Origin of the sequence: Actinomadura sp. NTSP31 (assembly GCF_041951385.1) — a bacterium.
Classification (GTDB): domain Bacteria; phylum Actinomycetota; class Actinomycetes; order Streptosporangiales; family Streptosporangiaceae; genus Spirillospora; species Spirillospora napierensis.
Window position 1 is genome coordinate 121,760 of sequence record NZ_JBGNUT010000026.1, and the last position, 25,329, is coordinate 147,088.

General features: G+C 75.4%; 17 protein-coding genes and 1 pseudogene. 15 read left to right on the plus strand and 3 right to left on the minus strand.

Annotation, left to right across the window (positions count from 1 at the left end; all coding sequences use genetic code 11):
• Position 1 precedes the first annotated feature (1 nt).
• The 4 genes from ACA514_RS34925 to ACA514_RS34940 are packed head-to-tail and all read left to right on the plus strand — an operon-like array spanning position 2 to position 10,828.
• On the plus strand, positions 2–8,821 hold the full coding sequence (locus tag ACA514_RS34925; protein ID WP_375045542.1) for a type I polyketide synthase: 8,820 nt from the start codon (positions 2–4) through the stop codon (positions 8,819–8,821).
• Entirely contained in the window at positions 8,818–9,597 is a 780-nt protein-coding gene (locus ACA514_RS34930) for an SDR family NAD(P)-dependent oxidoreductase (RefSeq protein WP_375045543.1), read from the plus strand. The genes ACA514_RS34925 and ACA514_RS34930 overlap by 4 nt, the downstream gene beginning before the upstream one ends.
• A gap of 8 nt (positions 9,598–9,605) precedes the next feature.
• Positions 9,606–10,571, plus strand: a complete 966-nt coding sequence (locus ACA514_RS34935; RefSeq protein ID WP_375045544.1) for an aromatase/cyclase — start codon at positions 9,606–9,608, stop codon at positions 10,569–10,571.
• Entirely contained in the window at positions 10,568–10,828 is a 261-nt protein-coding gene (locus ACA514_RS34940; RefSeq protein ID WP_375045545.1) for an acyl carrier protein, read from the plus strand. The genes ACA514_RS34935 and ACA514_RS34940 overlap by 4 nt, the downstream gene beginning before the upstream one ends.
• A 97-nt stretch (positions 10,829–10,925) precedes the next feature.
• Here the strand turns inward: ACA514_RS34940 and ACA514_RS34945 are convergent, their stop codons facing one another.
• Together ACA514_RS34945 and ACA514_RS34950 are read right to left on the minus strand one after the other, a co-directional pair.
• Positions 10,926–11,351, minus strand: a complete 426-nt coding sequence (locus ACA514_RS34945) for a nuclear transport factor 2 family protein (RefSeq protein WP_375045546.1) — start codon at positions 11,349–11,351, stop codon at positions 10,926–10,928.
• A 32-nt stretch (positions 11,352–11,383) separates the two neighbouring features.
• Positions 11,384–12,298, minus strand: a complete 915-nt coding sequence (locus ACA514_RS34950) for a BTAD domain-containing putative transcriptional regulator (RefSeq protein WP_375045547.1) — start codon at positions 12,296–12,298, stop codon at positions 11,384–11,386.
• A gap of 234 nt (positions 12,299–12,532) precedes the next feature.
• Here ACA514_RS34950 and ACA514_RS34955 point away from each other — a divergent pair, with 234 nt between their 5' ends.
• The 10 genes from ACA514_RS34955 (at position 12,533) to ACA514_RS35000 (ending at position 24,129) form a co-directional block, all read left to right on the plus strand.
• Entirely contained in the window at positions 12,533–13,981 is a 1,449-nt protein-coding gene (locus ACA514_RS34955) for an MFS transporter (RefSeq protein ID WP_375045548.1), read from the plus strand.
• A gap of 84 nt (positions 13,982–14,065) precedes the next feature.
• Positions 14,066–14,569 (plus strand): SRPBCC family protein, encoded by a 504-nt coding sequence (locus tag ACA514_RS34960; RefSeq protein ID WP_375045549.1) that lies wholly within the window; start codon positions 14,066–14,068, stop codon positions 14,567–14,569.
• A complete protein-coding gene (locus ACA514_RS34965; protein WP_375045550.1) occupies positions 14,562–15,776 on the plus strand; it encodes a cytochrome P450 in 1,215 nt (404 codons plus the stop codon). Before ACA514_RS34960 ends, ACA514_RS34965 begins: the two co-directional genes overlap by 8 nt.
• A 26-nt stretch (positions 15,777–15,802) precedes the next feature.
• Positions 15,803–16,933 (plus strand): acyl-CoA dehydrogenase family protein, encoded by a 1,131-nt coding sequence (locus ACA514_RS34970; RefSeq protein ID WP_375045560.1) that lies wholly within the window; start codon positions 15,803–15,805, stop codon positions 16,931–16,933.
• Between the two features lie 69 nt (positions 16,934–17,002).
• On the plus strand, positions 17,003–17,854 hold the full coding sequence (locus ACA514_RS34975) for an LLM class flavin-dependent oxidoreductase (RefSeq protein WP_375045551.1): 852 nt from the start codon (positions 17,003–17,005) through the stop codon (positions 17,852–17,854).
• Positions 17,854–19,137, plus strand: coding sequence for a beta-ketoacyl-[acyl-carrier-protein] synthase family protein (locus ACA514_RS34980; protein WP_375045552.1), 1,284 nt, complete (start codon positions 17,854–17,856; stop codon positions 19,135–19,137). Before ACA514_RS34975 ends, ACA514_RS34980 begins: the two co-directional genes overlap by 1 nt.
• Positions 19,134–20,345, plus strand: a complete 1,212-nt coding sequence (locus tag ACA514_RS34985) for a beta-ketoacyl synthase N-terminal-like domain-containing protein (protein ID WP_375045553.1) — start codon at positions 19,134–19,136, stop codon at positions 20,343–20,345. The genes ACA514_RS34980 and ACA514_RS34985 overlap by 4 nt, the downstream gene beginning before the upstream one ends.
• 25 nt (positions 20,346–20,370) lie before the next feature.
• Positions 20,371–21,498 carry an epoxide hydrolase family protein gene (locus ACA514_RS34990; RefSeq protein WP_375045554.1) on the plus strand — a complete coding sequence of 376 codons (1,128 nt, stop codon included), beginning with the start codon at positions 20,371–20,373 and terminating at the stop codon, positions 21,496–21,498.
• Positions 21,495–22,391 (plus strand): MBL fold metallo-hydrolase, encoded by an 897-nt coding sequence (locus ACA514_RS34995; RefSeq protein WP_375045555.1) that lies wholly within the window; start codon positions 21,495–21,497, stop codon positions 22,389–22,391. The genes ACA514_RS34990 and ACA514_RS34995 overlap by 4 nt, the downstream gene beginning before the upstream one ends.
• A gap of 13 nt (positions 22,392–22,404) precedes the next feature.
• A complete protein-coding gene (locus tag ACA514_RS35000; RefSeq protein WP_375045556.1) occupies positions 22,405–24,129 on the plus strand; it encodes an acetyl/propionyl/methylcrotonyl-CoA carboxylase subunit alpha in 1,725 nt (574 codons plus the stop codon).
• A 93-nt stretch (positions 24,130–24,222) separates the two neighbouring features.
• Here ACA514_RS35000 and ACA514_RS35005 read toward each other — a convergent pair.
• Positions 24,223–24,549, minus strand: a pseudogene (locus ACA514_RS35005) (dihydroxy-acid dehydratase); the annotation flags it as partial.
• A gap of 235 nt (positions 24,550–24,784) precedes the next feature.
• On the opposite strand from ACA514_RS35005, the gene ACA514_RS35010 reads away from it, so the two are divergent.
• On the plus strand, positions 24,785–25,329 hold a 545-nt coding region (locus ACA514_RS35010), incomplete at its 3' end, for a DUF4097 family beta strand repeat-containing protein (RefSeq protein WP_375045557.1).

Sequence of the window (25,329 nt, forward strand, 5' to 3'; positions counted from 1 at the left end):
AATGAGCATCCCGATCGCCGTCATCGGCATGTCCGCCCGCGTCCCCGGGGGACCGGGCCTGGAGGAGTTCTGGTCGCTGCTGTGGCGCGGCGAGGAGGCGATCCGCCCGGCGCCCGGGGACCGCGCGGGCGCGCAAGGCCGCGGCGGCTTCCTCGACCGCGTCGACGGCTTCGACGCGGGCTTCTTCGGCGTCCCCCCGCGGGAGGCCGCCGAGCTCGACCCGCAGCAGCGCCTGATGCTCGAACTCACCTGGGAGGCGCTGGAGGACGCCCGCGTCCTGCCCGCGTCGCTGCACGGGGGCCGCACGGGCGTCTTCGTCGGCGCGATGGCCGAGGACTACGGGCTCCTCCAGGCCCGCGACTCCGGCGCCGGGACGTCGCCCTTCACGCTGACCGGGACGCGCCGCGGCTTCATCTCCGGGCGGGTCTCGCACGTGTTCGGCCTGCGCGGGCCGAGCGTCACCGTCGACACCGCGCAGTCGTCCTCCCTGGTGGCGGTGTACCAGGCGGTGCAGAGCCTGCGGGACGGCGACTGCGGGCTCGCCGTCGCGGGCGGCGTGCAGGTGAACCTGGCGGAGGAGAGCGACGAGGCGCTGCGGGAGCTCGGCGCGCTGTCCCCGGACGGGCGGTGCCGCCCCCTCGACGCGGCCGCCAACGGCTTCGTCCGCGGCGAGGGCGGGGGCGCGGTGGTGCTCAAGCCGCTCGACGCGGCGCTGCGGGACGGCGACCGCGTCCACTGCGTCATCCTGGGCGGCGCGATCAACAACGACGGCGCCACGCCCGGGCTGACGGCCCCCAGCCGCGACGCGCAGGAAGAGGTCCTGCGGCTCGCCTACGAACGGTCCGGCGTCGATCCGGGCGCGGTCCAGTACGTGGAGCTCCACGGCACCGGGACGCGGCGCGGCGACCCGGTCGAGGCGGCCGCGCTCGGCGGCGTGCTCGGCGCGGCCCGCCCGGCGGGCGAGCCGCTGCTGGTGGGCTCGGTGAAAGCGAACATCGGCCATCTGGAGGGCGCGGCCGGGATCGCCGGGCTCATCAAGACGGCTACGGGGATGTCGCGCGGGCGGCTCCCCGCGACGGCGAACTTCGCCGAGCCGAACCCCGAGATCGACCTCGCGGGCCTGAACCTGCAGGTCCACGACCGTCCCGGCGGCTGGCCGGAGGGGGAGCGGGTCGCGGGCGTCTCGGCGTTCGGCCTCGGCGGTTCCAACTGCCATCTCGTCCTCGCCGGGCCGCCCCGCGCCGACACCGGCGAGGAGCCCGCCCCCGCGCCGGTTCCCGGGCCCGTCCCGTGGGTGGTGAGCGGACGGTCGGAGCGGGCGCTGCGCGCCCAGGCCGGGCGGCTTGCCGACCTGGCCGGGACCCGGCCCGACGTGCGGGACGTCGGCCACTCGCTCGCGGTGTCGCGGACGGTGTTCGAGCACGGCGCCGTCGTGACCGGCGACCACCGGGCCGCCCTGCGCGGGCTCGCGGAGGGCCGGGACGCGCCCGGAGCCGTCCGCGTCAGGCGGCGCGACGGCCGCACCGCCGTGCTGTTCCCCGGGCAGGGCGTGCAGCGCGCGGGCATGGGCCGCCGCCTGTACGAGACGTATCCGGCGTTCGCGCGCGCGCTCGACGAGGTCGGCGCCGCACTGGAACCGGCGATCGGCGCGCCGATCACCGAGGCGATGTGGAACGACGGCCTGGACCGCCAGGAGCTGGTGCAGCCCGCCGTGTTCGCCGTCGAGGTCGCGCTCTTCCGGCTGCTGGAGTCGTGGGGCGTCCGGCCCGACGCCGTCGCGGGCCACTCCCTCGGGGAGATCACCGCCGCGCACGTCGCCGGGATGCTGCCCCTCGCCGGCGCGGCGGAGTTCGTCGCGGCGCGGGGACGGCTGTTCGCGGGGCTGCCGTCCGGTGCCGCGGTCGCCGTCGAGGCGGGCGAGGACGAGGCCCGCGCCGCGCTCGCGGACCGGCTCGACCGCGCCGACGTCGCCGCCGTCAACGGCCCCCGGTCGGTGGTGATCGCGGGGGACGAGGAGGTCGTGACCGCGGTCGCCGGGCGCTTCGCCGGCTCCGGGCGGCGCACCAAGCGGCTGCGGATCGGCCGCGCCGTCCACTCACCGCTCGTCGAGCCGCTCCTGGACGAGCTGAGCGCCGTCGCCGCCGGGCTGGACTGGCGGCGGCCGGACGGCGGACCGGCCGTCGTCTCCTCGGTGACGGGCGCGCAGGTGGACGCGGCCCGGTTCGCCGACCCCGCGCACTGGGCCGGCAACGCGCGCCGGACCGTCCGGTTCGGCGAGGCCCTCGGGTCCCTGCACGCGCTCGGCGCGCGGCGGTTCGTCGAGGCCGGCCCCGGCACCGCGCTCACCGACCTGGTCCCGGCGAACGTCTCCGATCCCGCCGTGACCGTCCTGCCCTGCATGCCCGCCGGGCAGGACGAGGCGCGGGGCGCGGCGACGGCCCTGGCCGGGGTCCATCTCGCCGGGGGCCGGGTGGACTGGGGCGCCTTCTTCGGGACGGACGCCCGGCTGGTCGATCTCCCGACGTACGCGTTCCAGCGCGACCGGCACTGGCTCGACACCGCCGCGGACCGGCCGGGTTCCGCCGCTCCGCAGACCGGCGGGGCGGAGACCGACACCAGGCGGCTGGTGGCCGAGACGCTCGAGCAGGCACTCGGGGCCGGCGCGGCGGCCGACCCGGACGTCCCGTTCCGGGAGCTCGGGGTGGACTCGCGGATGGCCGTGGTGATCCGCGACAAGCTGTCGGCCGCCCTCGGCCGGGACCTGCCCGGTTCCCTTCTCTTCGACCACCCCACGGCCACGGAGCTCGCCGGCGCCCTGCGCTCGCAGGACGAGGCCGCGGCGGGCGCGGAACCCGGCGCCCGGACGGCCGCCGCCCCGCACGCGCCGGCCCGCGCACCTCGCGAGAGCGACGACGACATCGCGATCGTCGCGATGAGCTGCCGCTATCCGGGCGGGGTGCGCTCGCCGGAGGACCTGTGGCGGCTGGTGGACGCCGGAACCGACGCGATCGGGCCGTTCCCCGCCGACCGCGGCTGGGACCTCGACGAGCTGCCGGAGGGGCCGGCCGCGGGCGGGTTCCTCGACGGCGCCGCCGATTTCGACGCGGCGTTCTTCGGGATCTCCCCACGCGAGGCCGCGGGGATCGACCCGCAGCAGCGGCTGCTGCTGGAGACCGCGTGGGAGGCGTTCGAACGCGCCGGGCTCGACCGCGGCGCGCTCCGCGGCAGCCGCACCGGCGTCTTCGTCGGCGCCACCGCGCAGGAGTACGGCCCGCGTCTCGCCGAACCCGAGGACGGCACGCGCGGCCACCGGCTCACCGGCACCTCGCCCAGCGTCGCCTCCGGGCGCATCGCCTACGTCCTCGGGCTGCGCGGCCCCGCCGTCACCGTGGACACCGCCTGCTCGGCCTCCCTCGTCAGCGTGCACATGGCGGCGCAGGCGATCAGGCAGGGCGAGTGCGACACCGCGCTCGCGGGGGGCGTGACCGTGCTGGCGACGCCCGGCATGTTCCTGGACTTCGGCCGCCAGCAGGGGCTCGCCTCCGACGGCCGCTGCAAGGCGTTCTCCGCCGACGCCGACGGCACGGCCTGGGCCGAGGGCGCCGGGCTGGCCGTCCTGCAGCGCCTCGGCGACGCGCGGCGGGCGGGGCGGCCCGTCCTGGCCGTCCTGCGCGGCAGCGCCGTCAACCAGGACGGGGCCAGCAACGGCCTCACCGCGCCGAACGGCACCGCCCAGGAGCAGGTCATCCGGGACGCGCTGGACCGCGCCGGGATCGGTCCCGCCGACGTCGACGCGATCGAGGCGCACGGCACGGGGACCGCGCTGGGCGACCCCGTCGAGGCGGGCGCGCTGGCCCGCACCTACGGCGCCGCCCACGCCGGAGGCGACCCGGTCCGGCTGGGCTCGCTCAAGTCGAACATCGGGCACGCGCAGGCGGCCGCCGGCATCGGCGGCCTGATCAAGATGGTCGAGGCGCTGCGCGCCGAGCGGCTGCCCCGCACGCTGCACGTCCGCGCGCCGTCCGAGCACGTCGACTGGGGCGGCAGCGGCCTGTCACTGCTGACCGAGCCGGAGCCCTGGCCGCGCGCGGACCGGCCGCGCCGGGCGGCCGTCTCCTCGTTCGGCATCAGCGGCACCAACGCGCACGTCATCGTCGAGGAGGCCGCGGCGCCGCCCGCCGGAGAGCCGGATCGTCCCGCGCCCGTCGCGCTGCCGCTGGCGGCCCGCACCGGCACCGCGCTGCGCGCGCAGGCCGAACGGGTCCGCGAGTTCATGGCCGCGCACCCGGAGGAGCGGCCAGCCGACATCGCCCGGACGCTTGCGGCGCGGACGCCGATGCGGTGGCGCGCCGCCGTCGTCGGCGACACCCGCGGCGACCTCATGGACGGACTGGAGACGCTGGCGGGCGGGGGCCGGGTGCCGGCCGCCGTGCGCGGCTACCGGTCGCCCGCCGTCGTCCGCGCCGAGGCGCGCGACGGCTCCGATCCGGTGTTCGTGTTCCCCGGCCAGGGGGCGCAGTGGCGGGGCATGGCCCTCGGGCTGCTGCGCGAGTCCCCGGTGTTCCGCGAGCGGATGGCCGAGTGCGAGCGGGCGCTGTCGGCCCATTGCGACTGGTCGCTGCGGGACGTGCTGGAGAACGATCCGCTGGACCGGGTGGACGTCGTCCAGCCGGCGCTGTTCGCCGTCATGGTGTCGCTCGCCCGGCTGTGGGAGTCGGCCGGCGTCCGTCCGGCGGCGGTGGTCGGGCACTCGCAGGGCGAGATCGCGGCCGCCTGCGTGTCCGGCGCCCTGCCGCTGGACGACGCCGCCAAGGTCGTCTGCCTGCGCAGCCGCGCGCTGCGGAAGGTCGCGGGCAGCGGCGGCATGGCGTCGGTGCCCCTCCGCGCCGACGAGATCGAGCTGCCCGGCGGGGTGTGGACGGCCGCGGTGAACGGGCCGTCCTCCACCGTCGTCGCCGGGGACGCCGACGCGCTCGACGCCTTCGTCGCCCGGCTCCAGGACGCGGGCGTCGACGCCCGCCGGGTGGACGTGGACTACGCCTCCCACACCGAGGCCATGGAGCCGATGCGCGACCCCCTCCTCGCCGACCTCGCCGGGCTCGCCCCGGCCGGCCCGGCCGTCCCGCTGTGGTCCACGCTGACCGGCGGGCCGCTCGACCGGGCGATGGACGAGCGCTACTGGTACGACAACATCCGCGGCACCGTCCGGTTCCAGGACGCGGTGAGCGCGCTGATCGACGCCGGGCACACGCGGTTCGTCGAGGTCAGCCCGCATCCCGTGCTGACCCGGGCGATCGCGGAGACGGCGGGGGAGCGCGAGGTGACCGTCCTCGGCACGCTGCGGCGGGACGGCGGCGGGCTCGCGCAGTTCCTTACCGGCGCCGCCGCGGCCTACGCCGACGGCGTGCGGGTGGACTGGGACGCGTTCGTCCCCGAGGGCCGGATCGTGCCGATGCCGACCTACCCGTTCGAGTCCAGGCGCTACTGGCGGTCCGCGGGGGCCGCGGGCGCGACGGGCGTCGCGGGCGCCGCGAAGGCGGGGCATCCGCTGCTGGACACCGAGGTGGAACTGCCCGGCGGCGGTCTCCTGCGCACCGGGAGGCTGTCCGTCGCGCGGCACCCGTGGCTCGCCGACCACGAGGTCGCGGGCGAGATCCTGGTGCCCGGCACCGCCCAGGTCGAGATGGCCTGCTCGGCGGGCGACCGGATCGGCCGGGCGCGCCTGCGCGAGCTGGTGCTGGAGCGTCCGCTGGGCGTCCCCGCCTCGGGCGAGGTCGAGGTCCGCCTCCTCGCCGGGGCGGACCGGTCGGTCGTCATCGAGTCCCGGCCGAGCGGCGCGGGCGACTGGACCCGGAACGCCACCGGAACCCTGGAGGGCGACGCGGAACCCGAGCAGGCGGCCAGGGCCGCCGAGTGGCCGCCGCCCGGCGCGGAACCGCTGCCGCTGGACGGCGCCTACGACCGGCTCGCCGCACGCGGCTACGGCTACGGCCCCGCCTTCCGCGGCCTGCGCCGCGCATGGCGGGACGGTGACGGCCTCTACGCCGAAGTCGGCTCCGACGAGGAGCGGGGCGCCTACCGCGTCCATCCCGCGCTGCTGGACGCGGCCCTGCACCCGCTGCTCCTGCCCGGCGACGGCCCCCCGGAGGTCCCGTTCGCCTGGAAGGGCGTCTCCTGCCGGCCCTCCGGCGGCTCCTCGCTTCGCGTGCGGCTGACCCGCGACGGCGACGGGACGGCCCGGCTGGAGGCCGCCGACGCCGAAGGGCGCGCGGTCGCCGCCGTCGAGTCGCTCGACCTGCGGCCACTCGCCGGGGACGCGCCCGGCGGCCTCTACGAGACCCGATGGGACGAACTGCCGGACGAACCGGACGGCGATCCGCCCGAGGCGCGCGTCGTGCCCGTCCCCGACCTGGACGGCCTCATGCCGGACGACGCCCACCGCGCGGCACGGAACGTCCTGGAGCGCCTCCAGGACATCCCCGACTCCGACACGGTCGCCGTCGTCACCAGGAACGCGCAACGCGTCCTGCCGGGCGACGACGTCGCCGGCCTGCACCAGGCGACCGTGACCGGGCTCGTGCGCTCCGCCCGCGCCGAACGGCCGGGCCGCCTCGTCCTGATCGACGGCGACGGCGACCCGAGCTCCGAGGAGGCGCTGCCCAGGGCGCTCGCGACCGGGGAATCCGAACTGGCCGTCAGGCGGGGACGCCTGTACGCCCCCCGGCTGGCCCCCGCCGGCGACGGCGAGCTCACCCCGCCGGACGACGGCCATTGGCGGCTGGACGTCACCCGACGCGGCTCGCTGTCCGACCTGGCGCTCGTCCCCGCCCCCGAGGCCGGGCGGCCGCTCGGCGAGGGCGAGGTCCGCATCGCCGTCCGGGCCTCCGGACTGAACTTCCGGGACGTCGCCGTCGCGCTCCGCCTGGTCGCCGGCGAGCGGACCATGGGCAGCGAAGGGGCCGGGATCGTCACCGAGACCGGCCCCGGCGTCGCGGCGCCGCGCCCGGGAGACCGCGTGGCGGGCGTGTTCGAGCGCTCCCACGGTCCCGTCGCGGTCGCCGACGCCCGGCGGGTCGTCCCGATGCCGGCGGGCTGGACGTTCGCCCGCGCCGCGTCGGTGCCGATCGTCTTCGCCACCGCCTACCAGTGCCTCGCCGAGATCGCGGAGCTGGAACGCGGGGAGAGCGTGCTGATCCACGCGGCCACCGGCGGCGTGGGACTGGCCGCCGTGCAGCTCGCCCGGCACCTGGGCGCCGAGGTCTACGCCACCGCGAGCCCGCCCAAGCAGCACGTCCTGCGCGGGCTCGGCCTCGACGACGACCACATCGCCTCGTCCCGCGACCTGGAGTTCGAGGAGCGGTTCCGGGGGCGGATCGACGTCGTCCTCAACTCGCTGGCCCGCGAGACCGTGGACGCCTCGCTGCGCGTGCTGCGCCCCGGCGGGCGCTTCGTGGAGATCGGCAAGACCGACCTCCGCGACCCCGCCGCCGTGCGGGACGAGCATCCGCATGTCCGGTACGCCGCATACGACCTGCTCAGTGTCGAACCCGAACGGGTCGGCGAGGTCCTGCGGACCGTGCTCGACCTGCACGAGGACGGCGCGTTGCGGCCTCTCCCGCTCCAGACGCACGACGTGCGCCGGGCGCCGGAGGCGCTGCGGACCCTGCGGAACGCCGAGCACATCGGCAAGCTCGTCCTCACCGTCCCGCCGCCCGCCGCCCTCGACCCGGCCGGAACGGTGCTCATCACCGGCGGCACGGGCACGCTGGGCGCGCTGCTGGCGCGGCACCTGGTCCGCGAACACGGTGTGCGCCGGCTCGTCCTGGCGGGCCGCCGGGGACGCGCCGCCGGCGGCGTCCCGGAACTGGAGGCGGAGCTGGCCGGCCTCGGCGCCGAGGCCGCCTTCCCGGCCTGCGACATCGCCGACCGCGACGCCCTGGCGCGCCTGCTGGCCGAGCACTCGCCGACCGCCGTGGTGCACGCCGCGGGGGTACTGGACGACGGCCTCGCCGCGACGCTGACCGGCGAGCGCGTCGACGGCGTCCTGCGCCCCAAGGTCGACGCCGCCTGGCACCTGCACGAGCTGACCCGGGACACGGACCTGACGGCGTTCGTTATGTTCTCTTCGGCGGTCGGCGTGCTCGGCGCGCCCGGGCAGTCCAACTACGCCGCCGCCAACACCTGGCTGGACGCCCTCGCACGCCACCGGCGCGCCCGCGGCCTGCCCGCCGTCTCGCTCTCCTGGGGCCTCTGGGACGAGCAGGGCGGCATGACCGGGCACCTGTCCGGCGAGCAGGTCGACCGGCTGCGGCGCACCGGGATCGCGCCGCTGCCCGCCGACCGGGGCCTGGCCCTGTTCGACGCGGCGCTGCGGTCGCCGCGCGAGCACCTCGTCCCGATGAACTTGGACGCCCGCGACGTGCGGCCGGGCACGGTCCCGATGCTCGCCGGCCTCGCCGGCGGCGCCCCGGAGCCCGCCGGGCGGGACGAGGCGTCCGGCACCGGTCTCGCGGAGCGCCTGCGCGGCGCCTCCGGCGAGGACCTGGAACGCGTCCTGACCGCGGCCGTGTGCGACACCGCCGGGGAGATCCTCGGGTACCCCGAGCCCGGCGCCGTCGGACCGGACGACGCGTTCAAGGAACTCGGCTTCGACTCCCTGCTCAGCGTGGACCTGCGCAACCGCGTCAACCGCGAGCTCGGGATCGAACTGCCGACCACCGCGGTCATGGACCACCCGACCCCCGCCGAGCTGGCCGGGGTCATCCGGGCGGCGCTGCCGCCCGGGCACGGCACCGCCGAAGAGAAGGAGAAGGGACGATGAGTGGACAGCGCGAACGCCACGCCTTCGTGAGCGGGGCGACCAGCGGCATCGGCCGCGCGGTCGCCGGGCGGCTGGCCGGCGAGGGCGCGCGGGTGTTCATCTGCGCGCGCGACGCCGAGGCCGTCGCCCGGACGATCAAGGAACTGCGGGACGCGGGCGGCGACGTGGACGGCACCGCCTGCGACGTCCGCGACGGGGACCAGATCCGGTCCGCGGTCGAGGAGGCCAACGCGGCCGGCCGGATCAACGTCCTGGTCAACAACGTCGGCCGGGGCGGCGGCGGGCAGACCGCCGAGATCCCCGACGAGCTGTGGGACGACGTCGTCGCCACCAACCTGACGAGCGTGTTCCGCGTGACGCGCGCGTTCCTGGCGTCCGGGCTCAAGGACGCCGGCTGGGGGCGCATCGTCAACATCGCGTCCACGGCCGGCAAGCAGGGCGTCGTCCTCGGAGCGCCGTACTCGGCGTCCAAGCACGGCGTCGTCGGCTTCACCAAGGCCCTCGGCCTCGAACTGGCCAAGAGCGGCGTCACCGTGAACGCCGTCTGCCCCGGCTATGTCGAGACGCCCATGGCGCAGACCATCCGGCGCGGCTACGCCGACTACTGGGACGTCACCGAGGGCGAGGTGCTGGCCCGCTTCGAGGCCAAGATCCCGCTCGGCCGCTACACCACGCCCGACGAGGTCGCCGCGATGGTCGCCTACCTGACCGGTCCGGACACCGGCGCGGTCACCGCCCAGGCGATCAACGTGTGCGGCGGGCTCGGCAACTTCTGAGGAGCGCCATGACCACCCGACAAGGCACCGCGGCGACCACCCGGCACACCGAGCACACCGAGCGGATCGATGCGCCGCCGGACGCGGTCTACCGGATCGTGGCGGACGTGACGACCTGGCCGGTGCACTTCCCGCCGACCGTGCACGCCGTCCGGCTGTCCGGCGACGACCGCGCGGAACGCATCCGGATCTGGGCGCTCGCCAACGGCGCGCTCCGCACCTGGGTGTCGGAGCGCACCCTCGACCCCGCCGCGCGGACGGTCGCGTTCACCCAGGCCGAGCCGAGCGCGCCGGTCGCGGAGATGCACGGGACCTGGCGGATCGGGCCCGGCGGGGACGGCGGCTCCCACGTCGTCCTGGTGCACGACTACGCCGCCGTCGACGACGACCCGGACGCCCTCGCGCTCATAGACCGGGCGGTCGACGCCAACAGCGGCAAGGAGCTGGAGGCGCTCAGGCACGCGGCCGAGACCGCCGCCGAGGACCTGACCCTGGAGTTCAGCGACGGCGAACTCGTCCACGGGCCGCTGGAGGCGGCCTACGACTTCGTCAACGAGTGCGACCGGTGGCCCGAGCGGCTCCCGCACGTGGCGCGCGTCGCCCTGACCGAGGACGAGCCCGGCCTCCAGTTCATGGAGATGGACACCCGGTCGCCGGACGGCTCCGCGCACACCACGGCGTCCGGCCGGGTGTGCGTGCCGGGGGAGCGCATCGTCTACAAGCAGACCACGACGCCTCCCGTCATGCGGACCCACAACGGCGAGTGGCTGTTCGAGCCCGCCGGGGACGGCGCGGTGCGCGTCACGTCCCGGCACACGGTCGTCATCGACCCCGGGGCCCTGCGGGGACCGGCCGCCGGCGGGATGGACCTGCCGGCGGTGCGCAGGAAGATCCGCGAGACGCTCGGCGCCAACAGCAGGGCGACCCTGCGCGCCGCCAAGCGCTACGCGGAGAACGAGAGGAGCGGGAAGTGAAGGAACTGACCCTGGACGACCTGAAGGACGCCCTGCGCGCGGCGGCGGGCGAGGCGGAGGCCCTGCAGGACGGTTCGGCCGACCTCCTGGAGGTGCCGTTCTCCGAGCTGGGCTACGACTCGCTCGCCGTCATGGAGACCACCGCCCAGGTGGAGCGCAAGCTCGGCGTCGAACTGCCGGAGGAGGAGACCGCCGAACTGAAGACGCCCCGCGAATACCTGGAATTCGTCAACGCCAGGATCGGGGAGTCGGTGTAGGAACCGGAACGGCGAAAGAGCCGGCGGCCCGTGCGGGCCGCCGGCTCTTTTCCCGTGTCCTGCCTTTCGCCGTGCCTTGCCTTTCGCCGTGCCCTGGTCAGGCCATTCCGTCGACCCGGACGACCCGTTCCCGGATCAGCCAGGAAGCCCCGTCCGGGACGAGCACGTCCTCGCAGGTCGTGCTCGCGTGCAGGACGGTCCCCTTCTCCTTGGTCGACTGGAACACCAGCGCATAGCTGCGCACCCGGACGCTCCCGTCCTCGGGCACGATGTGGCTCATGCCGAGCCAGTGGCGCCGGACGATCCCGGCCTCGGCGAGCTTGTCGGCGACGGCCCGCGACGCCGACCGGATCTCGTCGCGCCCGCGGACGGGCTCGGGGTGGCCCTGCGCGTCGAACACGCCGTCGGGCGTGAAGGCCTCCGCCCACTCCTCGACCCTTCCGGCGTCGAGGAGCTGCATGTGCCAGGCGTAGAAGGCGTCGATGTCGGCCCGCAGCTCGGCGGGTGCGATGGTGGTCGGCACTGGTGCGTCCCTTCGGTGAGTCGGTTCTGCGGTCAGTGGACGGGCTGCGCGGACGGCAGCCCGGCGTTCCTCGGGGGCCGGGGCCGGGGCCTCGGCACGGCCGCCGCGGCCGGGCCCCGGCCGGCGTCCCCGGTCGCCGTCGCGGTGAGCGGGGTCGTGGGCTGCTCGCCCTGCAGGACGGCGGCGTGCACCTCGCTGAGCTCGGGGGACGGGCTGAGCCCCAGGTCCTCGGCCAGGATGTGCCTGGCCGCGTGGAAGGCCTCCAGGGCGTCGTAGCGGCGGCCGGAACGTGCCAGCGCGCACACGAGAAGCGTGTGGTACCACTCGTCGTACGGCTTCAGCGCCACGAGCGACCGCAGCTCGCCGATGAGCTCGCGGTGCCGGCCGAGGCGCAGGTCGGCCTCGATGCGCAGGTTCAGCGCATGGGCGCGGTGCTCGTCCAGCGCCGCCGCATGGCCTTCGAGCACCCGGCCGAGTTCGACGTTGGCCATCGGGGGCCCCGTCCAGAGGTCGAGCGCGCGGCACAGCGGCTCCACGGCGTCGGCGGAGCGGCCGTCCTGGAGCAGCCCGCGGCCCTCGGCGAGCAGCCGGTCGAACCGGCTGAGGTCCAGTTGCTCGGGGGCGACGCGCAGCATGTATCCGGGCGGGCGGGTGAGGAGCACGTCCCTGTCCGGTGCCGGGGCGTCGCCGGCGGTCAGCCAGCGCCGGATCTGGTACACGTACGTCTGCGCGGTGCGGGCCGCGCTGCGCGGCGGGTCGTCACCCCACAGCTCCTCGATGATCGTGTCGAGCGGTACGACGCGGCCCGCGCGCACCAGCAGCAGCGCGAGCGTGTTCAGCACGCGCGGCGCGGTCGGGGCGAACGCCGGTCCGCCGCCCGCGACCTCCAGCGGGCCGAGCAGCTTGAAGCGGAGCATCCGAGTTTCGACCTCCGTCGATCTGTTCACGGTCGTTCATGACATTCGCCGCTTTTAGCCAGGAAGGCGGTCTCTAAGCGCCCCATCGTCGTTCGGTGAGGCGCATGCTTCCGAACGCCCATCACCGCATGCGCCTTCCGGCGCGGCCCCGGGTATCGAAAGGAGTACCCCGCGGTCCGCGCGAACGCGTTTCCCCTCGTCCGCCCTCGGTTATCAAGCGCGGCGTCAGAGAACGCCCCGTCGACCGAAGAGGAGTGATCCTCGGTGACGACCGATACGACGGTTGCCGAGAGGGGCACGTCAGAGCGGCTCGGGCTCGTCCTCGCCATCTGCTGCGCCGGCCAGTTCCTGGTGGTGCTGGACGCCTCGGTGATGAACGTCGCCCTGCCCTCTATCAGGACCGCCCTGCATTTCCAGACCGACTCGCTGCAATGGATCATCAACGCGTACACCATCGTGTTCGCCGGATTCCTGCTGCTCGGCGGGCGGCTCGCCGACATCTACGGGCGGCGCCGGGTGTTCCTCGGCGGCATCGCCGTCTTCACGCTCGCGAGCCTGGCCGGCGGCCTGGCCTGGAACCCGGCCTCGCTGCTGGCCGCACGCGGCGTCCAGGGCCTCGGCGCGGCCGTCATGGCCCCGGCGACGCTCACCGTCCTCGGCACCACCTTCACCGACAAGGACCAGCGTGCGCGGGCGTTCGGGCTCTGGGGCGCGGTCGCCGCGGGCGGCGGCGCGATCGGCGCGCTCGTCGGCGGCGCCATCACCGAATGGCTGTCCTGGCGCTGGATCCTGCTCGTCAACGTCCCCGTCGGAGTCCTGCTGATGGCGGGCGCGACGTACGCGGTCACCGAGTCCCGCAAGGAGGACGACGACCGCCGGATGGACCTGCCCGGCGCCCTCGCCATCACGGCCGGGCTGATCCTGCTCGTGTACGGCATCGTCCGGTCCGAGAAGGAGGGCTGGGGCTCGCCGCAGATCATCGTGAGCCTGGGCCTGGCGGTCGTCCTGCTGGCCCTGTTCGCGGTGAACGAGGCACGCCGCAGGAGCCACCCGCTGGTGCCGCTCGGCATCTTCCGCAACCGATCCGTCACGGCGGCCAACCTGGTCGCGTTCACCAGCACCGCCGCCCTGTGGGGCACGTTCTTCCTGTTCACGCTGCTGCTCCAGCTCGTCCTCGGCTACAGCCCGCTGGAGACCGGGTTCGCGTACCTGCCGCTGTCCCTCGGCATCGTCGTGGCCGCGCGCGGCATCGCCCCGCTGGTGCCCAAGGTCGGCCCCCGCCCGCTGCTGGTCACCGGGCTGCTGCTGTCGGCCGCCGGGCTGGCGTGGCTGTCGGGCGCCGGAGCGGGCGCCGGCTTCCTGACCGACCTGTTCGGCCCGACGCTGGTGCTCGGCATCGGCCAGGGCCTGGTGTCGGCGTCCATGACCGTCGCGGGCACCTCCGAGGTCGGCTACCGCGAGCAGGGCCTGGTCTCCGGGCTGCTCAACACCAGCCGCCAGGTCGGCGGCGCGCTCGGGCTCGGCGTCCTCGCGGTCGTCGCCGCCGCGCACACCTCGGACGTGGCGCACGGGGCGCACCCCACCGGGCACGCCCTCGCCGCGGGCTTCGACCGGGCCCTGCTGGTCTCGGCGCTGTTCCCGCTGGCCGGCGCGGCCGCGGCCCTCGCCGTCCCGAAGGTCCGCCGCGACGACGAGCAGGCCGCGCGCGGCTGACCCTCCGGCGCCGGACCCTCCCGGCGGCCGGGCCCTCGACAGCATCCCGACAGGACGTCGACGGACACGGGCGAGATTGGGGCCATGGATGCGAGCCAGCCGGCGACCGCGACCACGGTCCCTCCCGTCCGCAAGTCCGTCGACGTCCCCGTCCCGCCGGACCGCGCCTTCGCGCACTTCACCGGGCGACCCAGCGAATGGTGGCCGGAGAGCCACGTACTGGTCGCCGCGCGGGACCGGGTGGTCTTCGAAGCGCGGCCGGGCGGCCGCTGGTACGAGCGCTCCACCGACGGCTCCGAGCTCGACTGGGGCCGCGTGCTGGTCTGGGAACCGCCGCACCGCCTCGTGCTGACGTGGCGCATCGACGGCGACTTCCGTCCCATCGACGACGACGAGCGGGCCAGCCGCGTCGAGGTGACCTTCACCCGGCGCGGGCCCGGGGCGACCCGCGTGGAACTGGCCCACGTCGAGCTGGCCCGGCACGGCCGGGCCGCCGGGCGCATCCGCGCGGCCATCGACGGACCGAGCCCCGGCGAGACGCTCGCGACGTTCGCCGCCACCCTCACTCCAGGAGGCGACCATGCCTGACCACGAACCCTCCCGCGAAGCCGACGCGCGCGGCGCCCCGTTCCCCTGGCGCCGCCCCGGCCCGTTCGCCCCGCCCGACCGGCACCGCGAGTGCCGCGAGCGGCCCGGCCTCACCCGGGTCCCGCGGTCCGTGGGCGAGCCGACCTGGGTGGTCACCCGGTACGCCGAGGTCCGGGAGGCCCTGAACGACGAACGGCTCGGCAACGACCGCGGCCGCCCGGGGTTCCCGGCCCCGTTCCCGATCCCCAAGGACTTCACGCTCAACTCGTCCCTGCTCGGCATGGACCCGCCGCAGCACACCGACTACCGCAAGCGGGTCGCCAGGGACTTCACCGTCCGGCGCGTCAAGCTGCTGCGCCCCCGCGTCGAGGAGATCGTGGACGGCCAGGTGGACGCGCTGCTCGACGCGGGCCCGCCGCGCGACCTGCTCGCCGGCCTCGCGGTGCCGATCACCATCTCGGTGATCATGGAGCTGCTCGGGATCCCGGCGAAGGACAAGGACTTCCTGCACGTCCGCACCCGGACCATGTTCGGCGGGACCGCCTCGGCCGCCGAGCGCAAGGAGGCGGTCAACCAGCTGGACGCCTACTTCCGCGACCTGGTCGCCGCCAAGTACGACGAGCCCGGGGACGACCTCGTCGCCAAGCTCACCGGCGCCTTCCCGCGCGAGGACGACTTCGACGAGCTCGTCCACCTCACGCGGCTGCTGTTCAACGGCGGGCACGAGAGCACCGCCAGCATGATCGCGCTCGGCACGCTGGCGCTGCTGCGCCACCCCGGGCAGCTCGCCCTGCTGCGCGACGACCCCGACCTCGCGCCGTCCGCCGTCGAGGAGCTGCTCCGCTACCTCAGCGTCACCGACCTCACCACGGCGCGCGTCGCACGGACCGACCTCACGATCTCCGGCACCGACGTGCGGGAGGGCGAGGGCGTCTTCCCGCTCACCGCCGCCGCCAACCGGGACCCCGAGGCGTTCGAGCGCCCCGACGAGCTCGACATCACCCGCGGGTCCCGCAAGCACCTGGCCTTCGGCCACGGCCGCCACCTCTGCCTCGGGTCCGAGCTGGCCCGGCTGGAGCTGGAGGTCGTCTTCCGCACGCTCTACCGCCGGCTGCCCGGGCTGCGGCTCGCCGTCCCGTTCGAGGAGCTGTCCTTCAAGGACGGCGGGCTCGTGTACGGCGTCGAGGCGCTGCCCGTGACCTGGTGACCCGTCCTGGAGTGATGACCGTGACCATGACCACGACCGACGAGCGCACCGCCCTCGACGCGGCGGTGCGGGCCGCGGCCGCCCACGCCGACGAGGCCGACCGCACCGGACGGCTGCACGGCGACGCGGTCGCCGCCGTGGCCGCGACCGCCCTGCCCCGGCACTTCGTGCCCGCCCGCTGGGGCGGCGCCGAATCCACGTTCCGGGAGCTGACCGGTGCGGTCGCCGAGCTCGGCGAGGCGTGCGCGTCCACCGCCTGGTGCGCCGCGATGTTCGCCTACACCGGCCGGTTCGCCGCCCATCTGCCGATCGACGGCCAGCGCGACCTGTGGGACGGCACGCCGGGCGCGCTGCTCGTTCCCGGCCTGGTGCCCGCCGGGTCCGCCGAGGAGACCGAGGGCGGTTTCCTGCTGCGCGGACGCTGGCGCTACGTCAGCGGTGTCGAGTTCGCCGACTGGGCGCTCATCGCCGGGCCCGCGTCCGGCGACGTCGAACCGCGCTTCTTCGCGGTGCCCCGCGGCGACTTCGCCGTCGAGCCGACCTGGGACGCCGTCGGCATGCGGGCCACCGGCAGCCACACCCTCGCGGTGGAGCAGGCCTTCGTGCCCGCGCACCGGACGGCGCTGTTCAAGGAGGTGATGGGCGGGCTGAACCACACCTCGCAGGCGCCGCAGCACAACGTCCCGCTTCCCGCCGTCGGCGGCCTGACGTGCATCACCGCACTGATCGGCGCGGCGCGCGGCGCCCTCGCCTCCGCGACCCGCACGGCCGCCGCCAAGCGCGCGGCGGCCCCGCCCTCCGCCGCGCCGCGCACCGGAGGCCCGCCGCCGGCCGGCGACCCGGCGTCCCTGGCCATCGCGACCTCGGCCGCGCGGATCGAAGCGGCCGGACTGCTCATCGACCAGGTCGTGTCCGCCCTGGACGCCGGAGAGGGCCGTCCGCGCGCGTTCGAGAACGCCAACCGCGCCTCCTACGCGGCGTCGCTGCTGGTGGAGGCGGTGAACGCGCTCATGAAGTCGGCGGGCACCGCCGCGCAGGACCGCGGCGACCCGCTGCAGCGGTTCTGGCGGGACGTCACCGTCGGCTGCTCGCACGCCGCGCTGCGCCCCGAGCGCGCCGCGCCCGGCTTCGTCGAGGCGCTCGCCGCGCGGACCTGACCCGGCCCCGGGACGGCGCGCTGACAGCCGGCGCCCCCTCGGCCGGAACCGACCGGAAAGGAGACGACGATGGAGTACGGAGTGGCACTGCCCACCATGGTCCGCGGAGTGCAGGGCCGTGACCTGCTGGACTGGGCGCACCGGGCCGAAGCGGCCGGGTTCGCCGACCTCGCGGTGCTCGACCGGCTCGTGTACGGCAACGACGAGCCGCTGGTCACCCTGGCCGCCGCCGCGGCCGTGACCGAACGGATCAGGCTGACCACGGGGATCCTCATAGCCCCGTACCGGAGCAACACCGCCCTGGTCGCCAAGCAGGCCGCGTCCGTCCAGCACCTGTCGGACGGCCGGCTCGCGCTCGGCGTCGCGGTGGGCGCGCGGCCGGACGACTACGCCGCGTCCGGCGCCGAGTTCGGCGACCGCGGCCGCCGCCTCGACACGATGCTCGCCGAGATGCGCAAGATCTGGGCGGGCGGCGACATCGGCCCCGAACCGCCCGGCGGCGACCCCGAGATCCTCGTCGGCGGCCGGGCCCCGTCCGCGCTGCGCCGGGCCGTGGCGCACGGCGACGGCTACTTCGCCGCCGCGGGACCGCCGCAGACGTTCGCCGAACGCGCCGCCGAAGTCCGCCGGCGCTGGCAGGAGGCCGGACGCCCCGGACGCCCGCGCGTGGTCGCGCAGGCGTACTACGCCCTCGGCCCCGGCGCGGACGCCGCCGTGCGCGAGCACCTCGGCGACTACTACTCCTTCGCCGGGAGGCTCGCCGAAATGATGATCAAGGGGACGCCGACCACCCCGGACCGGCTGCGCGAGACCGCCCGCGCCTTCGCCGAGGCCGACTGCGACGAACTCGTGCTGGTGCCCTGCGCGTCCGGGCCCGAGCAGCTGGACCAGCTGGCCGAGGCACTCGAGGAGGCCGCCTGATGTCCCGGAGAAGGACCGTCATCACCGGCATCGGCGTGGTCGCGCCCGGCGGGATCGGCACCGGCCCCTTCTGGGAGCTGGTCACCTCCGGACGGACGGCGACCCGCCGGATCACCCAGTTCGACCCGTCCGGGCACCGCTGCCAGGTCGCCGCCGAATGCGACTTCGACCCGGCCGCGGCCGGACTCGCCCCGCAGGAGATCCGGCGCAACGACCGGTTCGTCCAGCTCGCCAAGGTGGCCGCGCGGGAGGCCGTGCAGGACAGCGGCCTCCGCGTGGACGGCCGGCTCGCCGAACGCACCGGCGTCGCGATGGGCAGCGCGGTCGCCGGGACGAAGAGCATGGAGGCCGAATACGTCGTGCTCAGCGACGGCGGCGCGCACTGGAACGTCGACCCGGCCTACGTCAGCCCGCACATGTACGACTACTTCCTGCCCAGCTCGGTGGCCGCCGAGGTCGCGCTGACCACGGGCGCGCGCGGACCGGCCACGGTCGTCTCGACGGGCTGCACCTCCGGCATCGACGCGGTGGCGCACGCCGCCGACGTCATCCGGGACGGCGCGGCCGACGTGGTCGTCACCGGCGGCAGCGACGCCCCGATCTCGCCGATCACCGTGACCTGCTTCGACGTGATCAAGGCGCAGTCGGTCTACAACGACGACCCGGAGCACGCCTGCCGCCCGTTCGACCGCACCCGCCGCGGCCTGATCCTCGGCGAGGGCTCCGCCGTGCTCGTGCTGGAGGAGTACGAGCGCGCCCGGCGCCGCGGCGCGCGGATCTACGCCGAGATCGCGGGCGCCGCGTCCCGCTGCAACGCCTACCACATGACCGGCCTCAAACCGGACGGCCGGGAGATGGCCGAGGCCATCACCACCGCGCTCGGCGAGGCCCGGATGAACCCCGAGGACGTCGACTACGTGAACGCGCACGGCTCCGGCACCAAGCAGAACGACCGGCACGAGACCGCGGCGTTCAAACGCGCCCTCGGCGGGCGCGCCCGCGAGGTGCCCGTCAGCGGGATCAAGGCGGCGGTCGGCCACTCGCTCGGCGCGATCGGGTCCATCGAGATCGCCGCGTGCGCGCTGGCCATGGCGCACGGCGTGGTGCCGCCGACCGCGAACCTGCGCGAGTCCGACCCCGAGTGCGACCTGGACTACGTCCCGCTCGACGCGCGCGAGCACCGCGTCCGCGGGGCGCTGACCGTCGGCAGCGGGTTCGGCGGGTTCCAGAGCGCGATGGTGTTCCGCGACCCCGCGAGCGCCTCGGAAGGGAGGAGCGCATGAGCGGCCAGGCGGTGGTGACCGGCATCGGCGTGACCGCCCCGAACGGGATCGGCGCCCACGAGTACTGGGACGCCGTCCGGGACGGCCGGAGCGGCCTCGGCACGATCACCAGGTTCGACGCGTCCGGCTACCCGGTCGCCGTGGCGGGGGAGATCCCCCAGTGCGCGGCCGAACGGGACCTGCCGGAGCGGCTCCTGCCGCAGAGCGACCGGGTGACCAGGCTCGCCCTCGTCGCCGCGGACGAGGCGCTGCGGGACGCGGCGATCAAGCCGGGCGACATGCCCGAGTACCAGATGGGCGTCGTCACGGCGAGCACGTCCGGCGGCCTTGAGTTCGGGCAGCGGGAGCTGCAGAAGCTGTGGGGGAGCGGCTGGCGCGAGGTGAGCGCCTACATGTCCTTCGCCTGGTACTACGCGGTGCACACCGGCCAGATCTCGATCCACAACGGCATGCGGGGCCCCGGCGGGGTGCTCGCCTCCGAGCAGTCCGGCGGGCTCGACACGCTGGCGTTCGCGCGCCGGAGGATCCGCGCCGGCACGGCGATGATGGTGGCCGGAGGCGTCGACGGCACGCTGTGCCCGTACGGCGTCGCGATCCAGACCGCCAGCCGGGAGCTCAGCCCGTGCGCCGATCCCGCGGCGGCCTACCTGCCGTTCGACGCCGACGCCGCCGGCTGCGTCCCGGGCGAGGGCGGGGCCGTCCTCACCGTCGAGGACCGCGCCGACGCCGAGGCGCGCGGCGCCCCGCAGATCTACGGCGCGGTCGCCGGGCACGGCGCGGCGTTCGACCCGGAGCCCGGCTGCGCCGACGGCCTCCACCGGGCGGCGCGGGCCGCGCTCGACGACGCCGGGCTGCCCGCCTCGGCGGTCGGCGTCGTGTTCGCCGACGCGGCGGGCCGCCGCGACCTGGACGACGCCGAGGCGGCGGCGCTGACCCGGCTGTTCGGGCCGCGCGCCGTCCCGGTGACGGCACCGAAGTCGATGACGGGGCGGCTGCTGTCCGGCGGCGCGGCCCTGGACCTGGCGACCGCGCTGCTGGCCCTGCGCGACGGGGTGATCCCGCCCACCGTCGGCACCCGCCCCGGCCGCGCCGACGACCGCGTCGACCTGGTCGTGGACGAGCCGCGTCCCGCCGCGCTCGGCACGGCCCTCGTCCTGGCGCGCGGACGCGGCGGGTTCGCCTCGGCGGCCGTGCTCACCGCCCCGTAGCCGCCGCCTCCAGTGAGGAGCCCGCATGTCCGAGATCAGCCCGTACCGGATCGCGATCCCCGAGTCCGAGATCGACGACCTGCGGCGCCGCCTGCGCGACACCCGGTGGGCGCCCGACCCGCCCGGCACCGGCTGGTCGCGCGGCGTCCCGACCGCCTATCTGCGGAACCTCGCCGGCTACTGGGCCGACGGGTACGACTGGCGGCGGCACGAGGCGGAGCTGAACGCCCACCCGCAGTTCGTCACCGAGATCGACGGGACCCGCGTGCACTTCCTGCACGAGCGCTCCGCCGACCCCGGCGCCGTCCCGCTGGTGCTGCTGCACGGGTGGCCGGGCTCGGTCGCCGACTTCCAGGCCCTGATCGGCGCCCTCGGTGACGCCTTCCACCTGGTGGTTCCGTCCCTGCCCGGCTTCGGTTTCTCGGGGCCGCCGCCGGGGCCCGGGTGGACCGACGACCGGACCGCCAAGGCGCTGAACACGCTGATGAGCCGGCTCGGGTACACCGGGTACGGGGTGCACGGCGGCGACGTCGGCGCCTTCGTGGCCCCGCTGATGGGCCGGGACGCCCCGGACCGCGTCCGCGGCGTCCACGTCAACGCCCTGGTCACGGTGCCCGGCGGAGACGAGGACATCGACGCGCTGGACGACGCCGACCGCAAGAGGCTCGAAGCGCTCCAGCGGTGGCAGCAGAACGAAGGCGCCTACCTGCGCGTCCAGGGCACCAGCCCGCAGACGCTCGCGCACGCCCACCACGACTCGCCCGCCGGGCTGCTCGCCTGGTTCGCCGAACGGTACCGCGACCTGACCGGGACCGCCGACCTGCCGGAGGACGCCGTCGGCAGGGACGCCGTCCTCACCGACGTCAGCGTCTACTGGTTCACCGGCACGGCGGGCTCGGCGGCGCACAGCTACTACGAGCGCTTCCACGACCCGGCGCAGCGGGACCGGGAGGGCCGCTCCCCGGTGCCCACGGCGGTGGCCGTCTTCCCCACCGACCACGCCATCCGGCCGTTCGCCGAGCGCGCCAACACGATCGTCCGCTGGACGGAGTTCGAGCGGGGCGGCCACTTCCCCGCGCTGGAGGTCCCGGACCTGCTGGCCGCCGACCTCCGGGTGTTCTTCCTCGACGAGATCTTCGGGAGACCACGATGACCGAGCCGCACCTCCAACGGCTGGCCGACGGCGTGCACGCCTACGTGCAGCCGGACGGCGGATGGTGCCTGAACAACGCGGGCGTCATCGCGTCCGGCGGCACCACGGTGGTGGTGGACACCGCCGCGACCATGAAACGCGCCCTGGCCCTGCGGGACGCGGTCCGCGAGGTGGCGCCCGCGCCGCCGCGCCTCGTCGTGAACACGCACTTCCACGGCGACCACACGTTCGGCAACTGCGTCTTCACGCCGGAGGCCGTCGTGGTGGCGCACGAGGGGACGCGCGAGGAGGCGATCCTCGCGGACCTGCACCTGACCGGCCTCTGGCCGGACGTCGAATGGGGCGACCTCCGCCTCGAACCGCCGGCGCTCACCTACGAGCGGCGCATGACGCTGCACGCGGGGGACCTGCGCGCCGAACTGTTCCGGCTCGGCCCCGCGCACACGCGCGACGACACCGTCGTGTGGCTGCCGGACCAGCGGATCCTGTTCGCCGGGGACCTCGTCATGTCGGGGGTCACACCGTTCTGCATGATGGGCTCGGTCGAAGGGTCCCTCGGCGCGATCGGGCGGCTGCGCGACCTGGACCCGGCCGTCATCGTCCCCGGGCACGGGCCGGTCGGCGGCCCCGAGCTGCTGGACGAGGCGGAGCGCTACCTGCACTGGGTGCGCGACGAGGCCAGGCAGGGGCTCGCCGACGGGCTCGACCCGCTGGAGATCGCGCACCGCGCCGAGCCGGACGGGCGGCTCCTCGACCCCGAGCGCCTCGTCCCGAACCTGCGGCGCGCCTGCGCCGAGCAGCGCGGCGCCCCGCCCGGCGAGCGGATGGACGTCGCGGCGATGTTCGGCGAAATGATCACCTACCACGGCGGCCCGCTGCCGTGCCGGGCCTGATCCGGAGGAGACCGTGCGCAAGATCCTCATTGCGAACCGGGGCGAGATCGCGGTCCGCGTCGTGCGGGCCTGCCGCGACGCGGGGCTGGCCAGCGTCGCGGTGTACGCCGACCCGGACGTGTCGGCGCCGCACGCGCGGATGGCCGACGAGGCGTACGCCCTCCGCGGCGCCGCCCCCGCGGAGACGTACCTGGACATCGGCAAGCTGCTCAAGGCGGCGGCGGACGCGGGCGCCGACGCGGTGCACCCCGGCTACGGGTTCCTCTCCGAGAGCGCCGAGTTCGCGCAGGCGGTCATCGACGAGGGCCTGGTGTGGATCGGCCCGCCCCCGTCCGCCATAGAACTGCTCGGCGACAAGGTGCGGGCCCGCCACGTCGCCCGCGAGCAGGGCGCCCCGCTCGCCCCTGGCACCGCCGGGCCGGTGTCCGGCGCCGGCGAGGCCGTGGCGTTCGGGCGCGAGCACGGCCTGCCCGTGGCGATCAAGGCCGCGTTCGGCGGCGGGGGCCGCGGCCTCAAGGTGGCCCGCTCCCTCGACGAGATCCCCGAGCGGTTCGAGTCGGCGGTCCGGGAGGCCGAGGCGGCGTTCGGGCGCGGCGAGTGCTTCGTCGAGCGCTACCTCGACCGCCCCCGGCACGTCGAGACGCAATGCCTGGCGGACCGGCACGGAAACGTCGTCGTGGTGTCCACCCGCGACTGCACCCTGCAGCGCCGCCACCAGAAGCTCGTCGAGGAGGCCCCCGCGCCCTTCCTCACCGGCGACCAGCGGCGGACGCTGTACGAGGCGTCCCGGAACATCCTGCGGGCCGCCGGGTACGTGGGCGCGGGCACCTGCGAGTTCCTGATCGCCGCCGACGGCACGGTGTCGTTCCTGGAGGTCAACACCCGGCTGCAGGTCGAGCACCCGGTCACCGAGGAGGTGACCGGCATCGACCTGGTCAGGGAGATGTTCCGCATCGCCGGCGGCGAACCGCTCGGCTACGGCGACCCCGACCCGCGCGGCCACGCGATCGAGTTCCGCATCAACGCCGAGGACCCGGGCCGCGGCTTCCTGCCCGCGGCGGGAACGCTCACGACCTGGCGTCCCCCCTCCGGCCCGGGCGTGCGCCTGGACGGCGGCTACGCCGAGGGCCAGGAGGTCCCGGGCCAGTTCGACTCCATGCTCGGCAAGCTCGTCGTCACCGGCGCGACCCGCGAGATCGCCCTGCAACGGGCCCGCCGCGCCCTGGCGGAGTTCGAGGTCGCCGGGGTCCCGACCGTCCTGCCCTTCCACCGCGCGGTCGTCGAGGACCCCGCCTTCACCGCCGAACCCTTCGACGTCCACACGGCCTGGATCGAGTCCGACCGGGCACCTTCGATCCCGCCTCACCCGGACGCCCCGGCCGACCCGGCGCCGTCCGCCCGCCGGGCCGTCACCGTCGAGGTGGACGGCAAGCGCGTCGAGGTCGTCCTGCACTCGTCCACCACCGAATCCGCCCCGGCCCCGTCCCGGAGCAGGCCGCGCAAGGCCAAGGCCAAGGAGGACAACGGCGACGCCCTGGTCTGCCCCCTCCAGTCCACCGTCGTGAAGGTCCTCGCCGAAGAGGGCGACACCGTCGCCGCCGGCGACACCATCGTCGTGGTCGAGGCGATGAAGATGGAGCAGCCCCTCACCGCCCACAAACCCGGCACCGTCTCCGCCCTCGACGCCCGCCCCGGCCAGCCCGTGACCACCGGCACCCAGATCTGCCTGATCCGATGACCGATCGCGCCCCCACCCGGTCAGGATCGCCTCGGCGGCATCCTCCTGCGACCGGGTCACCACCGCCCGCCCGGTGAAGACCTCCCTGCCTTCCGGCACCCCGGCGGACTTGGCCACGGCGCCGTCGGGGGTGACCTTGCACAGGCAGGGCACCTGGCGGGAGCGGGCCTCGATGTCGGGCAGGGCCATGGCGTTGTCGAACGCCGCGGGGGAGCCGATGGACCTCGACAGCACGCCGGGGTCGCCCTTGCCGCAGTAGCGGCCGGCCTGCTCGCACAGGGCCTGGCGGGCGATGTGGGCGGCCAGGGTGGAGCCGTTTCCCGGCAGGGCCAGGCCGAGGGCCTTCAGCAGGCAGTTCATGAAGTTCGCGGTCTACATGCCCGCGCAGGATCCGCAGATGGGGCAGGCCGCCTCCTCGATCCGGGCCCTCGCCCGGCGCCGCAGTCACGGCGGTGACCAGTTCCAGAATAGCGTTCACGCCTGGTCAATGCAACGAACAGCACAGGCGACGTTGCGTTACCTTCAGGACTGTTGCAATGATTTTCATGGTTTCACCTGCGGTGATGCTGTTCGGACGCAACGAGTGTGTTGCCAGATCCTTGAACGCAACGTAGCTTTTGCGTTGTCGGAAACAACACGCCGCAAGGAGAACACGATGAACACCTTCCCGACCCCCGCCCCGATCACCGCCGCCTTCACCGTCCCCGCCGGCCGCATCCAGGTCATCGCCGCCGACCGCACCGACACCACCGTGCAGATCCGGCCCGCCAACCCCGGCAAGGGCCGCGACGCCAAGGCCGCCGAGCAGGCCAGCGTCGAGTTCACCGACGGCGTCCTGCAGGTGCGGGCCGCGACCGGCCACCCCTACCTCGGCGGCTCCGGCGCCATCGAGGTCACCGTCCAACTGCCCGCCGGCTCCACCGTCCAGGCCAAGGCCGCCGCCACCGAGTTCCGCGCCGTCGGACGCCTCGGCGAAGTCGCCTTCGACGGCGCCTACCAGCACATCAAGATCGACGAAGCCGCCGGCGTCCACCTCACCGCCACCGACGGCGACGTCGAAGTCGGCCACCTGTCCGGCCCCGCCCAGATCAGCACCGCCCGCGGCGACATCCGCATCAACCAGGCCACCGGCGGCGCGGTGGAACTGCGCACCCAGTCCGGCGACATCACCGTCGCCGCCGCCCCCGGCGTCTCGGCCTC